The organism is Pyramidobacter sp. CG50-2, from assembly GCF_003612005.1.
Taxonomy (GTDB): Bacteria; Synergistota; Synergistia; order Synergistales; family Dethiosulfovibrionaceae; genus Pyramidobacter.
The window spans coordinates 25,276-43,305 of the sequence record NZ_RAWT01000019.1 but is presented as its reverse complement, the minus strand read 5'-3'; the positions used below and the strand labels follow the sequence as shown (position 1 = coordinate 43,305).

At 59.9% G+C, this 18,030-nt stretch carries 19 protein-coding genes; 15 read left to right on the top strand and 4 right to left on the bottom strand.

The window, feature by feature from the left end; translation table 11 throughout:
* Positions 1-421 precede the first annotated feature (421 nt).
* The 4 genes from D7D26_RS05615 to D7D26_RS05600 are packed head-to-tail and all read left to right on the top strand — an operon-like array spanning position 422 to position 3,926.
* The gene (locus D7D26_RS05615) at positions 422-964 is read left to right on the top strand and encodes an FmdE family protein (RefSeq protein WP_120372373.1); all 543 of its coding nucleotides are present in this window, start codon (positions 422-424) and stop codon (positions 962-964) included.
* The gene (locus D7D26_RS05610) at positions 961-2,076 is read left to right on the top strand and encodes an iron ABC transporter substrate-binding protein (RefSeq protein WP_120372372.1); all 1,116 of its coding nucleotides are present in this window, start codon (positions 961-963) and stop codon (positions 2,074-2,076) included. Before D7D26_RS05615 ends, D7D26_RS05610 begins: the two co-directional genes overlap by 4 nt.
* 3 nt (positions 2,077-2,079) lie before the next feature.
* Positions 2,080-3,150, top strand: coding sequence for a FecCD family ABC transporter permease (locus D7D26_RS05605; RefSeq protein ID WP_120372371.1), 1,071 nt, complete (start codon positions 2,080-2,082; stop codon positions 3,148-3,150).
* Entirely contained in the window at positions 3,147-3,926 is a 780-nt protein-coding gene (locus tag D7D26_RS05600) for an ABC transporter ATP-binding protein (protein ID WP_120372370.1), read from the top strand. Before D7D26_RS05605 ends, D7D26_RS05600 begins: the two co-directional genes overlap by 4 nt.
* 127 nt (positions 3,927-4,053) lie before the next feature.
* On the opposite strand, the gene grdD is transcribed toward D7D26_RS05600, so the two are convergent.
* From grdD to yedE, 4 genes are all read right to left on the bottom strand, one after another.
* Positions 4,054-5,208 carry a glycine/sarcosine/betaine reductase complex component C subunit alpha gene (gene grdD, locus D7D26_RS05595; RefSeq protein WP_120372369.1) on the bottom strand — a complete coding sequence of 385 codons (1,155 nt, stop codon included), beginning with the start codon at positions 5,206-5,208 and terminating at the stop codon, positions 4,054-4,056.
* A gap of 12 nt (positions 5,209-5,220) precedes the next feature.
* Entirely contained in the window at positions 5,221-6,750 is a 1,530-nt protein-coding gene (grdC, locus tag D7D26_RS05590; RefSeq protein WP_120372368.1) for a glycine/sarcosine/betaine reductase complex component C subunit beta, read from the bottom strand.
* 335 nt (positions 6,751-7,085) lie between these two features.
* On the bottom strand, positions 7,086-7,295 hold the full coding sequence (locus D7D26_RS05585; RefSeq protein WP_078016591.1) for a sulfurtransferase TusA family protein: 210 nt from the start codon (positions 7,293-7,295) through the stop codon (positions 7,086-7,088).
* Between the two features lie 12 nt (positions 7,296-7,307).
* Complete coding sequence (gene yedE, locus D7D26_RS05580) at positions 7,308-8,405, bottom strand: YedE family putative selenium transporter (protein ID WP_120372367.1); 1,098 nt, start codon at positions 8,403-8,405, stop codon at positions 7,308-7,310.
* Between the two features lie 171 nt (positions 8,406-8,576).
* Between yedE and D7D26_RS05575 the strand changes: the two genes are divergently transcribed.
* The 11 genes from D7D26_RS05575 (at position 8,577) to D7D26_RS05525 (ending at position 18,029) form a co-directional block, all read left to right on the top strand.
* Positions 8,577-8,798 (top strand): DUF3343 domain-containing protein, encoded by a 222-nt coding sequence (locus tag D7D26_RS05575; protein ID WP_078016592.1) that lies wholly within the window; start codon positions 8,577-8,579, stop codon positions 8,796-8,798.
* Between the two features lie 108 nt (positions 8,799-8,906).
* Entirely contained in the window at positions 8,907-9,095 is a 189-nt protein-coding gene (locus tag D7D26_RS05570; RefSeq protein ID WP_120372366.1) for a hypothetical protein, read from the top strand.
* The gene (locus D7D26_RS05565; RefSeq protein WP_199674706.1) at positions 9,082-9,477 is read left to right on the top strand and encodes a translation initiation factor; all 396 of its coding nucleotides are present in this window, start codon (positions 9,082-9,084) and stop codon (positions 9,475-9,477) included. The genes D7D26_RS05570 and D7D26_RS05565 overlap by 14 nt, the downstream gene beginning before the upstream one ends.
* A gap of 75 nt (positions 9,478-9,552) precedes the next feature.
* On the top strand, positions 9,553-11,490 hold the full coding sequence (locus tag D7D26_RS05560) for a transketolase (RefSeq protein WP_120372365.1): 1,938 nt from the start codon (positions 9,553-9,555) through the stop codon (positions 11,488-11,490).
* Positions 11,491-11,499: 9 nt separating this feature from the next.
* Entirely contained in the window at positions 11,500-12,051 is a 552-nt protein-coding gene (locus D7D26_RS05555; protein ID WP_120372364.1) for an epoxyqueuosine reductase QueH, read from the top strand.
* 15 nt (positions 12,052-12,066) lie between these two features.
* Positions 12,067-13,182 (top strand): M24 family metallopeptidase, encoded by a 1,116-nt coding sequence (locus D7D26_RS05550; protein ID WP_120372363.1) that lies wholly within the window; start codon positions 12,067-12,069, stop codon positions 13,180-13,182.
* 100 nt (positions 13,183-13,282) lie between these two features.
* Positions 13,283-13,444, top strand: coding sequence for a rubredoxin (rd, locus tag D7D26_RS05545; protein ID WP_078016597.1), 162 nt, complete (start codon positions 13,283-13,285; stop codon positions 13,442-13,444).
* A gap of 197 nt (positions 13,445-13,641) precedes the next feature.
* Positions 13,642-14,949, top strand: coding sequence for a tRNA (N6-isopentenyl adenosine(37)-C2)-methylthiotransferase MiaB (miaB, locus tag D7D26_RS05540; RefSeq protein WP_120372362.1), 1,308 nt, complete (start codon positions 13,642-13,644; stop codon positions 14,947-14,949).
* Between the two features lie 19 nt (positions 14,950-14,968).
* Positions 14,969-15,586 (top strand): ComEA family DNA-binding protein, encoded by a 618-nt coding sequence (locus D7D26_RS05535; RefSeq protein ID WP_120372361.1) that lies wholly within the window; start codon positions 14,969-14,971, stop codon positions 15,584-15,586.
* Positions 15,587-15,592: 6 nt separating this feature from the next.
* Positions 15,593-17,005: a ComEC/Rec2 family competence protein gene (locus D7D26_RS05530; protein ID WP_120372360.1), complete on the top strand. Its 1,413-nt coding sequence runs from the start codon at positions 15,593-15,595 to the stop codon at positions 17,003-17,005.
* A 22-nt stretch (positions 17,006-17,027) separates the two neighbouring features.
* On the top strand, positions 17,028-18,029 hold the full coding sequence (locus D7D26_RS05525) for a tRNA dihydrouridine synthase (protein WP_120372359.1): 1,002 nt from the start codon (positions 17,028-17,030) through the stop codon (positions 18,027-18,029).
* The last annotated feature ends 1 nt before the right edge of the window (position 18,030 follow it).

Sequence of the window (18,030 nt, the reverse complement as noted above, 5' to 3'; positions counted from 1 at the left end):
CAGTTTGGCTTCGATCTTCTTGTTGCGATTCTTTTTCCGCGCTGCTTCGATTTCCGCCTGCTGTTCCGATGTGATCTCGTATTTTACGGGCATTCTCCATCACCTCGGGTGCATTATAACTGAGGTACGGGAAGTTTGGCTATACTATAAAGAAGTAGTATCAGAACTCCCTCGCAGCGCCCTTGTGTTTGCCCTTTTAATTGAGAAGTAGTATAAGAAGCGCCGCTCCTCTAAAAACATTATAGGACTTTTTTGAAAAAAGATTTATCCTTACAGAAGATGTCGAAAGGCCAAGCAGGGAAGACGCCGTGGGCAACGGCCATGAAAGATTGTAATCCAGGCGGACTGTGCTAGAATGATCGTGCTACGTAAAAAATAGAAAGTAGCGTTATTTTTACTCTTTGAATCGGAGGTTATGGATATGGCATCGTTGAAAATTCCACCGGAACTAACGCTCGTCGTCGCTTTTCACGGACATCTGTGTCCCGGCCTGTTGATCGGCTGGCGCGCTTCTCGAATGGCCATGAAGCTGCTGAATCTGTCCCGCGACGTGGATGAAGAGATTGTGGCGGTTGTGGAAAATGACGCCTGCGGCGTGGATGCGATCCAAGCAGTTCTTGGCTGCACGTTCGGAAAGGGAAATTTCATTTTCCGCGATTACGGCAAGCACGCTTTCACCGTTTTCCGCCATTCTGACGGACGCGGCGTGAGGCTGGTCTATCGCTCGCCTGAAAACGCACTTTCGCGCGACGAACACATGGGCCGTCTTTTGACGGAACCTGATGAAGCTCTGTTCGACGTGAAGAAACCCGAAGAGGCGATCCCGCAGAAAGCGCGTATTCACGATTCGGAAAACTGTTCCGTGTGCGGCGAGAAAGTCATGGTCACTCGCCTCGAGACGTGCGCGGACGGACGAAAAGTCTGTGTGCCCTGCGCGGAAAAGATCAGGAGGATGACAAAATGAAGAGTTCGATGAAATTTCTTGCGTCCCTTGTGTTAGCGATGCTGTGTGCGTCTGCGGCATGCGGCGCGGAGATGACGGTCACGGACTGCCTCGGGCGTTCCGTGACCGTGCCCGTCGCGCCGCAGCGGATCCTTGGCTCGGGATCCGGAGCCTTGAGGCTGCTGACCTACCTTCAGGCGAACGATCGCGTGATCGCGGTGGATTCCATCGAAAAGCGCAACGATCCTCCGCAGAGCAAAGCATCGCGTCCTTATGCCTTCGCTCATCCTGAGTTTGCCGCTCTGCCTCTTTTCGGCGAGTTTCGCGGCAAAGACAATCCCGAACTGATTGCCGGGCTTTCTCTGCAGCCGCAGGTGATCTTCAAAGTGTCGCCTCTTTCCGGTCCTCATCCCGACCAGCTGACAGCCAAAACGGGGATTCCCGTGATCGGCCTGGAATACGGAAATCTGAGCGACGAAAAGGAACAGTTCTACGCGACGCTGCGTCTGATGGGGAAAGTCCTTGACAAGGAACAGAGGGCGGAAGAAGTGGTGGCTTTCTTCGAAAAGCACCTCGCCGAACTGCGCCGGAGGACTGCCGGCGTTCCCGAAGAAAAGCGCAGAAGCTGCTATATCGGCGGCGTATCCATGCGCGGCACGCATGGTTTCACCTCGACGGAAACGGGATATCCGCCGTTCCTTTACACCGGCGCGAAAAACGTGGCCTCCGACGGTTCCGGCAGATCGGAAACGGTCAACGTCGCCAAGGAAAAGATCTTGCAGTGGGATCCCCAAGTCGTCTTCATGGACATCAACACCCTGCGGGCGAAAGGCGAGGCCAGCGGCCTCTGGCAGCTCAGTTTCGATCCCGTCTACGCCGAACTGTCGGCCGTCGAAAACGGCGAGATCTGGAGCGTGCTTCCCTACAATTCGTACACGATCAATTACGGTTCCGTGCTGGTCAACAGCTATTTCGTGGGGAAAACTCTCTATCCCGACCGTTTCGCCGACGTCGAGATCGCGTCCGTCGCCGACGAGATCTATTCTTTCCTTGTCGGAAAACCGCTCTACGCTCAGATCAGCGAAGCCCTTTCCGGCAAAATTTTCTGCCGCCTGAACCTTGAAGGGAAATAAGTCGTGCTTCAGCAGGAGCATCTCCTTTCGTTGGAGTACGAAGCCTACGTCGGCCGTAAAAAGCTTTTCCTTCTCGGATTGGGGGGGCTCTGCTTGCTTTTGGGCTTGCTGTCCGTCGCCTGGGGAGCCGTCAGGATCCCTGTCTCCGAGGTGATCGAGGTTCTTCTCGGCGGCGGGGAAGGGCGGGCCAAGGTGATCGTCGTGAATATCCGCCTGCCCCAGACTCTGGCCGCCATGCTGGCGGGAGGCGGGCTGTCGCTCGCGGGGCTGGTCATGCAGGCAGTGCTGCGCAATCCATTGGGGTCTCCCTTCACGTTGGGGATCTCCAACGCGGCCGCTTTCGGCGCGGCCTTCTCGATCATCGTCCTCGGCTCGGGAACGATGCAGAGCACTGCGGCGGACGCGGTGACGATCATGGACCACTGGCTCACGACGGGGGCGGCCTTCGCAGCCGCTCTGGCCTGCATGGGCATCGTGCTTTTCATCGTCTCGGCGACCGGCGGCGCGGGCGAAGTCATGGTGCTGGCTGGCGTCGCGCTGAGTTCGCTGTTTACCGCCGGGACCATGTTTCTTCAGTATTTCGCCGACGACGCCCAGCTGGCGGCTACCGTCTTCTGGACTTTCGGCGACGTCTCGCGCGCGTCGTGGCGCGAGATCCCCATGATGTCGGCTCTGTTGGCCCTTTCTTCGGCGTTGTTCTTTTACAGGCGCTTCGATCTGAACGCTTTGTGCTGCGGCGATGAGACCGCTGTGTCGCTGGGCGTCTCGGCTTCGTGGATCCGTCTCGAAGCCATGGTCGTGACGTCGCTGCTTGCCGCCGTCATGGTGGCGTTTCTCGGCGTGATCGGTTTTGTCGGACTTGTCTGTCCCCATATGCTGCGCCGTTTCCTCGGGGGCGATCATCGTTTCCTGATCCCCGGCTCGGTTCTCTTGGGAGCGGCCCTTCTGACGGGCGCCGACATGGGGGCGCGGCTCCTGCTCGCGCCGCGTCTTCTTCCCGTCTCCGTCTTTACGGCGTTCATGGGCGCGCCGGTGTTCGTGGCGCTCCTGATGAAAAGGAGAAGCCGAAAATGACGCTGTCGGTATCGGGACTTTCCTTCGCCTACGGGCGCAACGACGTTTTGAAGGACGTGAGTTTTTCTCTGGAACAGGGGGAGATCGTCGTGCTGCTCGGTCCCAACGGCACGGGAAAGACCACGCTGCTGCGAGCCATTAACGGGATCCTGCGCCCTGCGATGGGGACGGTCTTTCTTGATGGGCGTACGCTCGCCTTGTGTCCGCGGCGCGACCGGGCCAAGATTTTCGGTTACGTCCCCCAGAGGGACGAACCGCAGCATCTGACCGTTTTCGACGCGGTCCTGCTTGGCCGCCGCCCGCACATCGCATGGACGATAAAGGACGAAGACGTTGAAAAAGTGGAAGCGGCGCTAAAAGCTCTGTCTCTCGAAAAATTTTCCCTGCGGTTCCTCGACGAGCTGAGCGGCGGCGAGTTCCAAAAGGTCGCTCTTGCCCGCGCTCTCGTGCAGGAACCCAAAGTCCTGCTGTTGGACGAACCGACGAGCAGCCTTGATCTCAAAAATCAGATCGACATGCTGCGGACGCTGCGGCAGATCGTTCAAGGACGGAACGTGGCGATTCTGATGTCGATCCACGATCTAAACACGTCTTTGCGCGTCGCCGACCGTTTGATCTTTCTGCGCGACGGCGCCGTTTGCGCGGCCTGCCGGCCGGCGGAGGCGACCGCCGATCTGATCGGCGACGTTTACGGGATTCCCGTAGACGTGATCGCGCACGACGGCGCGCCTTTGGTGATTCCGCGCCTGCGGAGCGATCCCGCTTTTCGCGCGTGATGCAAATTTTTGCTTTATGAAAAAACAATGACGCGGAACAAAAAAATGACGTTGGAAGTTCGTCCTTCCAACGCCATTTTTTTGTTCTTCACGCGCTTTTCCCTTGCGCGCGCCGTGTTTCAAGGTTCTAAATGTAGCTGGCGGCGGCGAGGATCTTGCGGGCTTCTTCTTCTTTGCTCTTGTTTAGCTTGACGACGGGGCCGGTGCAGCCCATCGAGCTTTCGGCGTAAATGCCGTGCTTCCACAGCTCGCGCACGGCGTCCTCGATGGCGAGCACGTCGACGCCGTGGATTTCCTCGTCGGTCGGCTCGGCCGCCGGGGCTTTGATTTCCTCTTCGGCCGCGGCCGGTTTGGGCATGAAGCTGGCGATGATTTCCTCGAGACCGCAGCCCTTGGCCGCTTCGACTTCCTTGGCGACCAGTTCGGGAAGTTTGCCTGCCGCCGCGGCGCCGCAATAGGCGACGGCGTTGGCGATCACGGGAGCGCCGGAAGCGCGGGAGATGATGTTGACGACGTGCTTCCAGCCTTCGCCGGCGGAGGGGCCGTAGCCCCAGCCCAGCGCTTCGTACGAACCGCCGGTGCTGAACGAGGAGAACATCTTCATCAGCACGTTGCCGGTCAGCGTGTCGCAGACGCACACGTCGACGACGCCCTGGAGGATGTCGTTGCCGCGCAGGACGGAACCGCCGTCGGCGCGTTTGCTTTCGCCGAAAGTGATGTCGTAGCCGTTTTCCTGGAGCTTGCGCAGCGCCTTGAAGACCACCTGCGCGCCTTCGACGTTGAGGATCCCCACGGTGGGGTTCTGTTTGCCGATGGACTTGGCGACGGCGATGCCGTAGACGGCGTTGCGGATCATGGCTTCGACGCGGTTGATGGCGCTGGTGCCGGTCGTGGAGGCGACGATCATGTCGCGGCCGCAGGCGGGCGTAAAGACGCGGCCGATCGTGGTCACGCCCATGGGGAACGGATGGTGCATGGCGACGATGCCGGCGACTTTGCCGCTGTCCATGGCTTCGTCCATGGCTTTCTCGAGGTCGATCTCGCAGTCGGGGGTCTCGATCCACTCGAGGTCGTCGAAACCTTCGACTTTTTTAGGGCCGATCATCACAACCTGGATGTTGGGGTTCTGGCGCTGGGCGAGGCGTGCGGCGTTGGCGATTTCTTCGGAGCCGTGCTCGCTGCCATTCGCCTGCAGGCCGACGCGGACGCGGGGGCCGCCGTGAGCGGCAAAATCGATGATCTCGGAGAGAGCCTCACCGATGAGCTTGCGAACGTCAGACATACAAAAGCCTCCTTACTTCTTGAGGTCTGCTGCGATTTCGGAAAGAGACTCCAACAGCAGGCTCTTGATGTCGTCCTTGCTCACTGCCGCGGCCACGGGCGCGGGCTTTTCGAGCAGGAACGAAGCGCCGTCGGCGAGATTGGTCAGGCGGGCGAGGAACAGGCTGCCCTTGCCGATGATCATGGCGCGGTTGATCTTGCCCTCCTTGATCCAGTCGGCGGCGGGGCCGATGAAGGGCGCGCCGGCGGGGATGTGTCCCTGAGTGTGGGCGAAGCCGTGCAGTCCCTTCTCCTTGACGAAGGTCATCATGTCCTTCTTTTCGATGCTCTTCTTCATGACGGCCAGAGCGGCGATCATTTTGATGTTGGCGAGCGGCACGTTGCCGGCGCCGGCGGGTTCGGTGATCTCGGGGATATGAAGTTCGGCGCCGAACTTGTCGACGTCGGCGAAGGTCAGGCCGGCCTTCTGGAGCGGCTCCCAGGTGAGGGCCTGCGTGACGGCCTGAGGCGAGGCGCCCGCGCCGACGGAGTGTTTGCCGAGGACGTCCAGACGCATTTCGGCGCTGACGCCGTCGCAGGGAGTGATCAGGATCGCGAACGAGCCAAGGCAGTCCTCGAGAGCGGGCATGTCCTTCTTGACGTGGTCGCGGCTATTCATGTAAAGCTTGGGGATGGCGCCGCCGGCCAGAACGACGACGTTCTTGCGGGCGCCCGCGGCGACCTGGGAAGCGCCGTTGATCATGGCGTTGACGGGGCCGGCGCAGAAACCGCGCACGTCGCAGCCGCTGGCGTTCACGCAGCCGGCGATCTCGGCGATGGCCTTGGCGAAGTTGCCGCCGGCGCGCTGGCAGGCGTCGCCCGCGCCTTCCTCGGAACACTCGATCACGAAATCGACCTCTTCGGGTTTCAGGCCGGTGTTGCGGAGCAGATGGAGCAGGGCGAGCACGGAGCCGGCCTTGCTGGCAAGATTCTCGAGCAGAACGTGGGCAAACAGATTGTCGTCCACGGCGTGCGCCGCGCGCGCCATGCCGACGACCTTGCCGTCGAAATAGAGCGGCAAAACCTGAGTATGATCGCTGCTCTTGAGGTGTTCTTCGATCTCGGCGCGATCGTGTCCGGCTTCGAGGCGGGCGAGAATGGACTCGGTGATCAGTTCGTGCTTGGAAAGCTTTTCGCGGACGGAGGCGGCAAAGTCCTTTTCGAGCCAGATCAGGTCGAAAACGTCGCAGATGTCGAGCAGGCCGAGGAATTCGTCTTCGGGCATGATCTCGCCGTATGTGCCGAAACGGGGCGCCTCGAGATTGTAGTTCTGGTACATGGGCGTCGGCTGCGCGTCAAGATCCTCAAGGGGCAGAGCTCCGATGTACGTCATGTTGGGAGCATATCCCTTCGCCTGTTCGTAGGTCTGAAGATGCTTGGGAAGAGCCTGAAGATACTCTTTCTCGCCTTCGCCAGCCGTATAGGGCGTGTTGCCGTAGTGAAGCCCCAGCTGGGGAACATGCTCAAGGCAGTAAGCGGAACCTTTGATTGCAACTCTGGACATTACTGAAAATACCTCCTCAGGGATTTTGTGGAGCGAAAATTTATCGCAAGGACTTTGCCTTGTAACCGACGCTATTATAATACAAGATGTCGCAATAAAAACCAAGATCCTTGATTTCTCAAGTGATGATGAAAGTTTTTATGTTTTTTGCTGAAATTGCCTTTTCCCCTTTCGCGACGAACATTCGCAGTTTTTATAATTGTAGTGATATTTCAATGAGAAGAGATTTTTTTACCGTGAAATGAGGCCTGTAGAAATACGATGGGCGACAAAATCAAGCAAATATGAAAAAGAGGCGGTGTCGAGCCGCCTCTCCTTATGATCATCGCCGCTGATTATTTGACGAAGACAAGTTTGTTCGATTGATCAGGCTGAATATCGTTTGTCTTGAGCTGATAGCCTTGGTTTGTCATGAAGCGGGTAACGTTCGTGATCGACGTCGGGTTATCGAGAAAAATCTCGATCTCCTTTTCTCCCGTCGCCGCCGCTTTTTTGGCCTCGACGACAGGCTGAGGACAGGAAAGTCCGCGTGCATCAACAACCATTTTTTCTCCTCCTTAAGCCTTCCTGCGCATCACGAAACCGACGCAGAGACAGAAAATCATGCCGATGACGAAAGCGGTCGGGGCGTGAGCGCCGATCCCGGCGCCGCTGCTGGCAAGACCGAAGTTATGGGCCACCGCCGCGCCCGCGATCATGCCGAAGACGAAAACAGCCGCATCGCCGTCGCCCTCGCCGGCCATGACCAGCTGACGGCCGGGACATCCTCCGGCGAGCGTGAAGCACAGGCCGGACAGGACCATGCCGAGGAAATTCCAGAGCGAGTCGGTATGAGCCACGGGCTGCCCCGCGAATCCGGACTTGAAGCTCCCCAGCACGAAGTTCATGCCGAACGCAGCCACCAGCAGGGCGACGATCCCCCAGAACAGATAGCCGTCGCGGGCGAGAACGAGATCCCTGAGCGCTCCGATCGTGCAGAAGCGGCTGCGCTGCGCAAGCCAGCCGACCAAAAGCATCACGGCCAGACTGACATACCACGGCGCGTGCATCGAGCCGGGCCCCTTTTCGGAGAAGAAAATCGGTCCCGTCCCCTCGGCTCCCAGCTTGGGCGCGATCAGCAGCAGCGCCAGCAGCCCAAGCGCGAACAGCGGCATCATCAAACCGGATAATTTCGCTTCGGCCGGAGCGGGATAGGCTCTACCCAAATTGTAGTTGGAACTGATAAAATAAATGCCGATCAAGATCCCCACAAAGAGTCCGGCGATGCCGTAAAGGGCGTTGAAATCGCCGCCCGCCAGACGGAGATACGCTCTCCAGGGGCAGCCGAGGAAGATCAGCGCGCCGATGGAAGCGAAAATGCCGAGCAGAAAGCGCACGGCGGGGGCCGATCCCGCGCGCGGCTTGAATTCCTTGAACGCCAGCGCGGAACCGAAAGCGCCGAGGATCAGGCCGATGATCTCCGGACGGATATACTGGACCACCGCCGCCCTGTGAAAGCCCAGCGCCCCGGCGATATCGCGCTCGAAACAGGCAACGCAGATCCCCATATTGCCCGGGTTCCCCAGAAGCACGAGAACCGGCGCAAGTATGCCCACGGCAAGCCCTGCGATAACGGGGCCCAACCGCGACACCATGAGAGAATCAAAATTTTTCAATGACAACCGCCTCCTGCGATGAAATGAAGTTTGAACAAGGCATAGTATAAATAACTATCATTGACCTTATTCTTGTTCTTTAGTATATTCGAAAAAAGCCGGAAGTCAAATTATCAAAACGCATGAATAAAACCCTTGCATAAATTCATAATCTATAAGGAGTTCTGTATAATGAAATGTCTTGCGACCTTTGACGTCACCAGTATGGCCCTGATGTTCGAGAAACAATGCCGCCGCGCCGGTTTCGACGTGAGGATCATCCCCGTGCCCCGGCAGATCTCGGCAAGCTGCGGGCTGGCCTGCTCCTATCCCTGCGACCGCGAAAACGAGATCATACGGCTTTGTGAAAAGGGGGGGATCGAGATCTCCGAGACGCATCACATGACAGACTGACGGTTTCACGGAAATTCCGCCTTGAGAGAAAATGTGCGATGCATTATACTGCAACCGTGTGAGACGCGTTCCCGCGTTTTCATATGGATAAAGTTTGGAGAAGAGAGAATGCTTGACAGGAAGTTGATCGAGATGATGTACGAAACGGCGGCCAAGAGCGAGCTGCAGGGCGCTCGTTCGGCGGCGGTTTATCGGCAGATGCTGGAGATGCCGCTGGATTCGCAGATGACGGCCCGTTTTCAGGAAGGCGAAGATTTTATCGTCACCTGCCGCGAAGAAGGGTATGAGCTTGCGTAGTTCCAAAAAGAAGATCGATCTGCAGAGCCTGGACGCCGAATCCTTCACGATTGCCGACGCCATGGGGCTGTCGCGGGAACCGGCCCGCCTGTCTGCGAAGGAGCCGTCTCGCGCCGACGCCGAACCGGCGCGAGACCACGCGCTTGAGACGGCGCCGTTGAGGCTTTTCCTGGAACGCAAGGGCAGAAGCGGAAAAAACGTCACGCGGCTTGTCGGTCTGCCGTCGGGAGAACGGAGCGGCCGTTTTGTGAAGGAGCTGAAGCAGAATTTGGGCTGCGGCGCCGCAATCGAAGAGGAGGATGTTTTCTTTCAGGGAGATCAGCGCGCGCGGTTGTCGAAACTTCTGAAGGATCTCGGCGCGCGGAATGTGAAGATCGTTTGAGGCAACGGGGATTTTTGTCTTATAATGATTTTATAAAACGGTGATCGAAAAATTTCATGCGGAGGCGTAAAAACGATGGTGTTCGATAAGGCTGTCAAAATAAATTCTTTTCAATGGGAAGAACTGCCGCCGGCCGAAGAGCGGCAGCTGGACAAAGCCGCGCAAGTCTGCAAGGGCCTCGCGGTGGCGATGGTCGCCCGCGCCAACAGCGGGCACCCCGCGGGGGCGCTCTCCAGCATGAAAATGTACATGGCCGCCTACGGCGCTGCGAACGTGTCGCCACAAAACTGCGACTCGCTCGACCGCGATTTCGTCGTGATCAGCCACGGACACACCTCGGCCGCGGCGTATGCGACCCTGGCGTATTACGGATTTGTGGACGCGTTCGACGCCTTGAACGAGTTTCGCCGAACGGGCAGCCGCTTTCAGGGACACGTCGAGCGCATGGTCCCCGGCATCGACTGGGGTTCCGGCTGTCTCGGCCAGGGGCTGTCCGCGGGAGCGGGGTTCGCCCTGGCGCAGAAGGCGCGCGGCTACGACGGCCGCGTCTACGTTCTGATGGGGGACGGCGAGCAGCCGAAAGGGCAGATCGCCGAAGCGCGCCGCTTGATCGCGGCTCGAAAACTGACCAGCGTGACGGCGCTGATCGACGTCAACGACATCCAGATCTCCGGGCGCTGCGGCGACGTCATGCCCGCGCATATCAAGGAGCTCTGGGAAGCCGACGGCTGGCAGACGCTCCTGTGCGACGGCGATTCGTTCGCGGAGCTGTACGCCGCTTTGAAGGCGGCGCGCGCCGCCGGGCGCCCGACGGCGATCCTCTGCCGGACGACTATGGGCAAGGGCGTTTCCTTTATGGAAGACAAGCCGGACTATCACGGCAAGGCCGCTTCGGGCGACCTCTACCGGCAAGCGATGAAAGAGCTGGGACAGCCGGATCTCGTCGCGTTGGCCGCGGAGCACAAAAAAGCGAAGTTCAGCGCCGCGCGCGCCGTCGAACCGCTTAAAGCGGTCCTCGATCTGGGCGCAGCCAAGGTCTACGGCCCCGCCGACACGACGGACAACCGCTCCGCCTTCGGCTCGGCGTTGGCGGAAGTGGGGCAGCTCAACTACAAAAAGACCGGGCGCGCCCCCGTGCTCGTTTTCGACTGCGACCTCGCCGGTTCGGTCAAGACCGGCGAATTTGCGAAAAAATGCCCGGACAACTTCATCCAGTGCGGCATTCAGGAGAACACCACGGCCACGGCCGCCGGAGCGGCGTCTGCCGGCGGCGTCGTGTCAGTCTGGGCGGACTTCGGCGTTTTCGGCCTGGCGGAAGCCTACAACCAGCAGCGCATGAACGACGTCAACCACGCGAACGAAAAGCTCGTCCTCACTCACGTGGGGCTCGACGTCGGCGAAGACGGCATGACGCATCAGTGCATCGACTACGTTGCGCTGATGTTGAACTTCTTCAACTGGAAGCTGGTCGTTCCCGCCGATCCCAATCAGACGGACCGCGCGACGCGCTGGGCGCTGAAAACGGCGGGCAACGTCTGCCTGGCGATGGGGCGCAGCAAGCTGCCGGCGCTGTGCGCGAACGGCAAGCCGCTGTTGGCGCGCGATTTCACGTACGGCGAAGCCGTCAAAGTCCGCGAGGGCAAGGACGCCGCCATCTTGGCGCTGGGGGCGATGGCGGGGCGCGCCGTGCAGGCGGCGGAGCTGCTTGCCGAAAAAGGCGTCGAAACGGCGGTCTACGCCGTCTCGTGCCCGCTGGAGATCGACGAGAGAGCGTTGACGGAAGCGTTTCAGACCGGTACGGTGTTGACCGTCGAAGATCACAATGTCGTCAGCGGCATGGGCAGCCTCTGGCTGGCCCGCGCCGAAGAACTGGGACTGCATTCCGTCGCGCGCCGTTTAGGCGTGCATCGTTACGGCGATTCCGGCCCGAGCGAAGAAGTGTACGCCGCCATGGGGCTTTCCGCGGACAAAATCGCAGAATCTCTCGAGGAACTGAAAAAAGTCGCGCGCTAAGAGCTGTCGATGGAAGAAAAATTACTGTTCCACGCCTGCTGCGGTCCCTGCGCGACGACCGGCGTCCACGCTCTGACCGAGGAGAAACGGGAAGTGACGCTTTATTTTTACGGCGGCAACATCCATCCCTACGATGAATGGCAGCGGCGGCTGGAAGCTTTGCAAAAACTGGCGGCGGCGTATTGCCTCCCGCTGATCGTCCGCCCTTACGACACGTCCGAATGGGACCGCCGCACGGCGGGATTGGAAAACGAACGGGAAGGCGGCCGCCGTTGCGAGCGCTGCATGCGCCTGCAGCTGGAAAGCGCCGCGGAAAAAGCGGCCGAGCTTTCCGTGTCGACGCTTTGCACCAGCCTGACGCTCAGCCCGCAGAAACACCCCGACCTGATCAACCTCTGGGGGAGGGAGCTTGCCGGCCGTTACGCGCTGAACTGGGAAGAACGAATCTGGAGAAAAAAGAACGGGCAGCTCTTCTCCGTTCGGGAGTGCAAGCGGCTGGGGCTTTACCGGCAGAATTACTGCGGGTGCCGTTACAGCATGGAGCGCCCTCACCATTTTTAGGAGCGTGAAGATCGTATGCCTCATGAGAATTACATGGAGAACCGTCTGGTCGGTCTGAGAAAAAAACTGCTGGAAGAAAAACTCGACGCCCTGCTTTTGATCGATTCCGAGTCGAGCGGCTGGGAGAATCTGTTTTATTACAGCGGATTTCACGGTTCGTCCGCCGTCGTCGCGGTGACGCAGGAGCGGGCGATCCTTGCCACGGATTCGCGTTATCTGACCCAAGCCGCGCAGCAGTCGCCTTTCGAGATCCGCGCGGTGAAGACGGGGGAGAGCCAGGTCGCGACGGCCGGACGTCTTCTCGGCGAGCTGAAAATCCGCCGCTGCGGCTACGACGGCGCCATGCTCAGCGCGCAGACTTATCTGGCGCTGAGCGAGTTTTCCGTCGAATGGCGCAACTTTTCCTCAGCCATGGCTGAACAGCGCCGCCGCAAAGACGCTCATGAAATCGAATCGATCATCAAAGCGGCCGACATCGCTTCCGCCGCGTATCTGGAAACGCTGCCGCTGGTCAGGCCCGGCATGAAGGAAAAAGAATTCGCCAAGTTGCTCGAATTGAACATCGCCCGCCACGACGGCGAAGGCGTGTGGCACAAAAACGAGATGATCGTCGCTTCCGGCGTTCGCAGCGCCATGCCGCACGGCGTGGCCAGTGCGAAAAAAATGGAAGCGGGCGACCAGGTCACCGTCGATTACGGCGCGATCTTCGGCGCCTACATGTCCGACCTGACGCGGAACTTTTCTCTGGGCGCGCCCAAAGACGCCGAGTTTCTGGAGATTCACGAAGTTCTCCTGAAAGCCCACCGGGATTCCGCGGCGCTGCTGAAGCCGGGGGCACGCGGCTGCGATGTGCATGAGGTCGCCGCCCAGGTTATCGCCGATGCCGGTTACGGCGCGTATTTCGGTCACGGACTCGGGCACAGCTTCGGCCTGGAGATCCACGAAGCGCCGCGCCTTTCGCCTCTGTACCAGGGAACGCTCCAGTGCGGCGACGTGATCACGATCGAGCCGGGCATTTACATTCCCGATCGCGGTGGCCTGCGCATCGAAGACGATTATCTGATCACGGAAGACGGAGCGCGCCGCCTTTCCGCCAATTTACCGCAGGAGTTCGTTCACCTGCCGCTGTGATTGATAAACTTGAATCATCGTCGTCGCGGTGGCGGCCGGGGGATTTATATGATAGAATTTCGGTAATGTTTCACAGATACGATATGGGGGAGGAAAAAACATGAAAAAGTATGTGTGTTCTGTGTGTGGGTGGGAATACGATCCGGCGGTGGGCGATCCCGATAACGGCATCGCGCCCGGCACGGCCTTCGAAGATCTTCCCGAGGACTTTGTCTGCCCCGTCTGCGGTGTAGGCAAGGATCAGTTCGAAGCGGTCGAATGATTTCAGGTTCGTAAGATAAAAAGAGACTCTCGAGTTCATCTTTCTCGAGAGTCTCTTTATTTGTGCCGTTCCGTTCGCCGAGCGGACGAGGCGCGGCGGAAAAGCGGGGTTCTTTTCGAAGAATGCTTTATTTCGCCGCCCGTTCGGGTATAATTGACGGGAAGCTATTCTGGAATGTACTCGTGGAGGTTTTTTCAGTGTACGGTTTTGCGATGAAAGTTTACGGGTGTCAAATGAATCAGTACGACGCCGACAAGATCAGGACGGCGCTCGTCGCGCGCGGGGCTTACGAAACCGCGGAAGAAAGCGCCGACGCGATCGTCTTTATCGGCTGCAGCATCCGAGACAAGGCCGAGCATAAAGTCTGGAGCGAATTGGGGCATTACGAAGAACGCTGGCGCAAAGAAGGGCATCCCGTCGTCGCCATGACGGGCTGCATCGCTCAAAACGTGGGCGTCGACATGTCCAGACGTTATCCGTGGATCCGCGTCGTTTCCGGCCCCCGGCATATCGGTCTGGTGCCCGACGCTTTGGAAACGGCCTTGTCGGGCAGCGAGAAAGTCGTCCTGCTCGACGACGATCCCCGCGAACTGCACGAACTGCGCTTTGCCCCGCTGGAACGCCAATTTCCCTGGAAAGCTTCGGTAATGATCTCGCACGGATGCGACAATTTCTGCACCTACTGCATCGTCCCTTACGTGCGCGGGCGATTCGCTTCCCGCAGCCCCTGGGAGATCATGGACGAGGTGGAACAGCTTGTCGAAGGAGGGGTCAAAGAGATCTGTCTGCTCGGGCAGAACGTCGACACCTACGGAAAAGATCTCGACCGTTACAGCTTCGCCGATCTGCTGAACGACGTCGCTCATATCGCGGGGCTGGAACGTCTGCGCTTCATGACTTCTTATCCGACGGATTTCACGAAAGACGTGGTCGAAGCGATCGCCGAAAACGCCAACATCTGTCCCGCGATCAACCTGCCGATCCAGGCGGGCAGCGACCGGATCCTGAAAGCGATGAACCGCCGCTACACGGTGGAGGAGTATGCCAAGGTCGTCGACGGCATCCGCCGCGGCCTGCCCGAAGTCGGCCTGACGTCGGACCTTATCGTGGGTTTTCCCGGCGAGACGGAGGACGATTTCGCCTGTTCGATGGCGGCGCTGGAACGGTTCCGCTTCGATCAGGTCCACACGGCGGCCTATTCGCGTCGGCAGGGGACGCCGGCCGCCGCGATGAAGGAGCAGGTCCCCGAAAGCGTAAAGAGTCGGCGCTTGAACGAGGTCAACCGACTGCAGACGGAAATCGCCAAAGAGATCAACGAAAAACTGATCGGGCGGCGCTATCGCGTGCTGGTCGACGGCAAGGCGCTGAAAGGGGATTTGCTGCAGGGGAGAAATCCGGCCGATAAAGTGATCCTTTTCGAAGGCGGCGAAAGCTTGATCGGAACGTTCACCGACGTGGAAGTGACCGCCGCCGACAGCTGGTCGCTGAAGGGGAGAATCCTTTAATAAGGGAGGGGAGCCGCCTGTGGAGAATCGGACGAAAATTTCTTTGTGCGTCGCCGGGGCCATATTCTGCATAGGCTGCGCCGGCGCCGCGGTGCGGATTTTCAGGGGGAGCTGGCAGGACGAAGCGCCGACGGCGGTCGCGGGGCCCGCCCTGTGGCTTCAGTCGCCGTCTTACAAGCTGCCCGCTTCGTCTTCGCCCGAACACTACGCTTATATCACCGGCGCCGTTTCCCGTCCGGGCGTTTATCCCATCTCGGCGGACGCGCGGGTCTTTCAGCTCGTGGAAGCCGCCGGCGGTTTCCGCTTCGACGCGGATCAGTCGCAGGTTAACCTCGCCGCGCCGATACGCGACGGCGCGCATGTCCACGTCAAAGCCGCCGCGCTTACGCCCCGGACTTCCGCCAAGAGCGCATCCTCTCAGGACAGGAAGCGGGACAACAAAACGCAGTACGTCTACGTCAACACGGCAACGGAAGAAGATCTGTGCACGCTTCCCGGCGTCGGCCCGGCCACGGCCCGGAAGATCATAGAGTACCGCCAGACCCACGGGCCTTTCCATTCCGCCGAGGCGCTGCTGGAAATTCCCGGCATCGGCAAAGGCAAACTGAGCCAGATGCAGACGCTGCTTCGGTTTTGACGCCGCATGGATTCTCTGTTGAACAGGATCCCCGCGCTCCTGCTGCTGCAAGGCGGCGCGCTCTCGCTGGCGGCAGTGGAAAGCGGGCTCCCTTTATGGCTGGCGATTCCCCTTTCCGTCTGCGCGCTCAGCGCGGAAATGCTGCTTTCGGAAGAGCGCTGGTATGCGCGCAAGTTTTGTTTCGCGCTGGCGCTCGTGGTGCTTTCAGGCGTTTTCTCCGTGTTCCTGCAGTCGCGGCTCGAAGAGGGGCCGACGTCCGTAAAAGCCGTTTCCGGCCGTTTCCTTGTGGCGGAGCGGCGGCAGTGGGGAGAACGCGAAGTGCTTCGATTGACCGACGCGCGCGGCGCCGGCTGGCTTCTCGCCGTCGGCAAAGGACTGCAGGACGTCGAAGAAGGGGACGAGCTCTCGTTGGAAGCTTCCGTCGTTCCGCTCCGGAACGGTTCTCTGAGAAGTTCCTTTTCCCCGCGTCGGTACTGGCGGGCGCGCGGCGTGCAGGGGGAACTGCGCCGGGCCGCGCGCGTCGAAAAACGGGGCAAAAGCCTTTCGCGCCACAGCTTCCGCCAGTATTTAAGGACGCGGCTCGAAACGTTGCCGTGCAACACGCGCGCTCTGGCGGCCGCCGTCCTTCTCGGCGACCGGGACGCCGACCTCCGCGAGGATTACAGGAGATGGGGGATCAGCCACATCTTGGCCGTCTCGGGGTGGCACGTCGGGCTGGCGCTGACGCTCGGCTGCCTGATCTTCGGCGGCGGACGGCGCGGCCTTCTCTGGTGCTCGCTGCTCCTGTGGGGATACTGTCTCACCAGCGGGGCGTCGATGAGCGCCGTACGCGCCTCTTTGATGGTCCAGATCGGCATGTTCGGGCTTTACTGGGGGCATCCCGGACGCGCCCTGAACGCGATCGGCGTCGCCGGGATCGCGATGCTTCTGTGGAATCCGTGGTGTTTTTTCGATCTTGGCTGGCAGTTGTCGGTGATCGCCGCGATCGCCGTGACGGCTTTGGAAAAATGCAAGTCGGCGCTGCTCGTCGTCTTTTCTCCCCTTGTCATGTGGATCTTGACGTCGCCGCTGATCGCGCCGCTGGCCGGAGGCGTTTATCTGTCCTCCCTGCCGATCAACGCCATGGCTTCCGCGTTGTTTGCCGTGATCCTTTTTGCCGTGCTTGCCGCGGCGCTTCCTTGGATCTTGGGGATCCGGCTTTTCTGGCTGGCTTGGCCGGCGGAAAAGCTGATGCAGATCTGGGCGCTGGCGGCCGATCAATGGGTGGAATGGCTGCCGCAGGCGCTCCCGGTCCATTTCTTCCCCGCCTGGCTGTGCGCCGGCGTTTTGTTCTTTCTCGTCGCCCTGGCGGAAAAAGTTTCCCTCGGGCGGGCCGTCCTGCTGGGAGGCTGCGGCGCGTTCATCGCCGTCATCTTTTAGAGAGAGTGTCTGAGAGGATTTTATGGAAACGAAACTCGTGATCGGCGGGGTGGAAGTCGAGAACCCCGTGTTTTTTGCGCCTTTGGCCGGCGTCAGCATCGCGGCGGTGCGGCGGCTTTTCCGCCGGCTGGGGGCCGCTTTGACCCATACGGAGATGATCAGCAGCGCGGGGCTTCTTTACGCCGGGACGAAGACCTGGCGGATGACGGAATGTACCGACGGGGAAAGACCGCTCGTCCTGCAGCTTTTCACGGGCGACGCGGACAGTCTGTGCCGCTCGGCGGAGCGGTGTCTGCAAAGCCGTTCGTACGCCGCCTTCAGCATCAACATGGCCTGTCCGATGCCGAAGGTCCACAAAAAAGGCGCCGGCAGCCGCCTGCTGCAGGATCCCGACGTCGCTTTCGCGATGGTGCGCGAGCTGAAAAAATTCGGCCTGCCCGTCTGGCCCAAGATCCGCAAGATCGTTCCGGACGGCCGCGAATATCGCCTGGATACGCTGCAGTTCGCCGAGGGATTGCTCGCGGCCGGGGCCGACAACGTGACGATCCATGGACGCACGCCCCAGCAGCGGTACGAGGGGAAAGCCGATAAAAGCGAAGTCGTCCGCGCGGCGCGGCGCTTCGAAGGCAGAATCACCGCTTCGGGGGACGTTTACGCTCCCCGCGACGTCGCGTTCTATCTCGACAACGGCTGCGCGGCAGTGCTCTGCGCCCGCGGCGCGATCGCCGATCCGTTCATGGTCGTGCAATCTTTGCGGGTTTTGGGTTATAATACTCGAATGTCAGATGGCGAGCCCTCGCTGGAAGAACGCGCGGAAATCCTTATCGGCTTTGCGGACGATCTCTATCGGCTCCATGGCGAACGCGTGGCTCTTGTGCTCTTGAGGCGTTTCCTTGCCGGATTTTTCAGGGGCAAGGCGGGGACCGCGGAATTCAAACGCACGCTGGCCAGCGCGAAAGACTGGGATTCTGCGTACAGGATCCTGTGCGACTGGCGCTCATATTTTGAAAGGGGATTCATGTAAA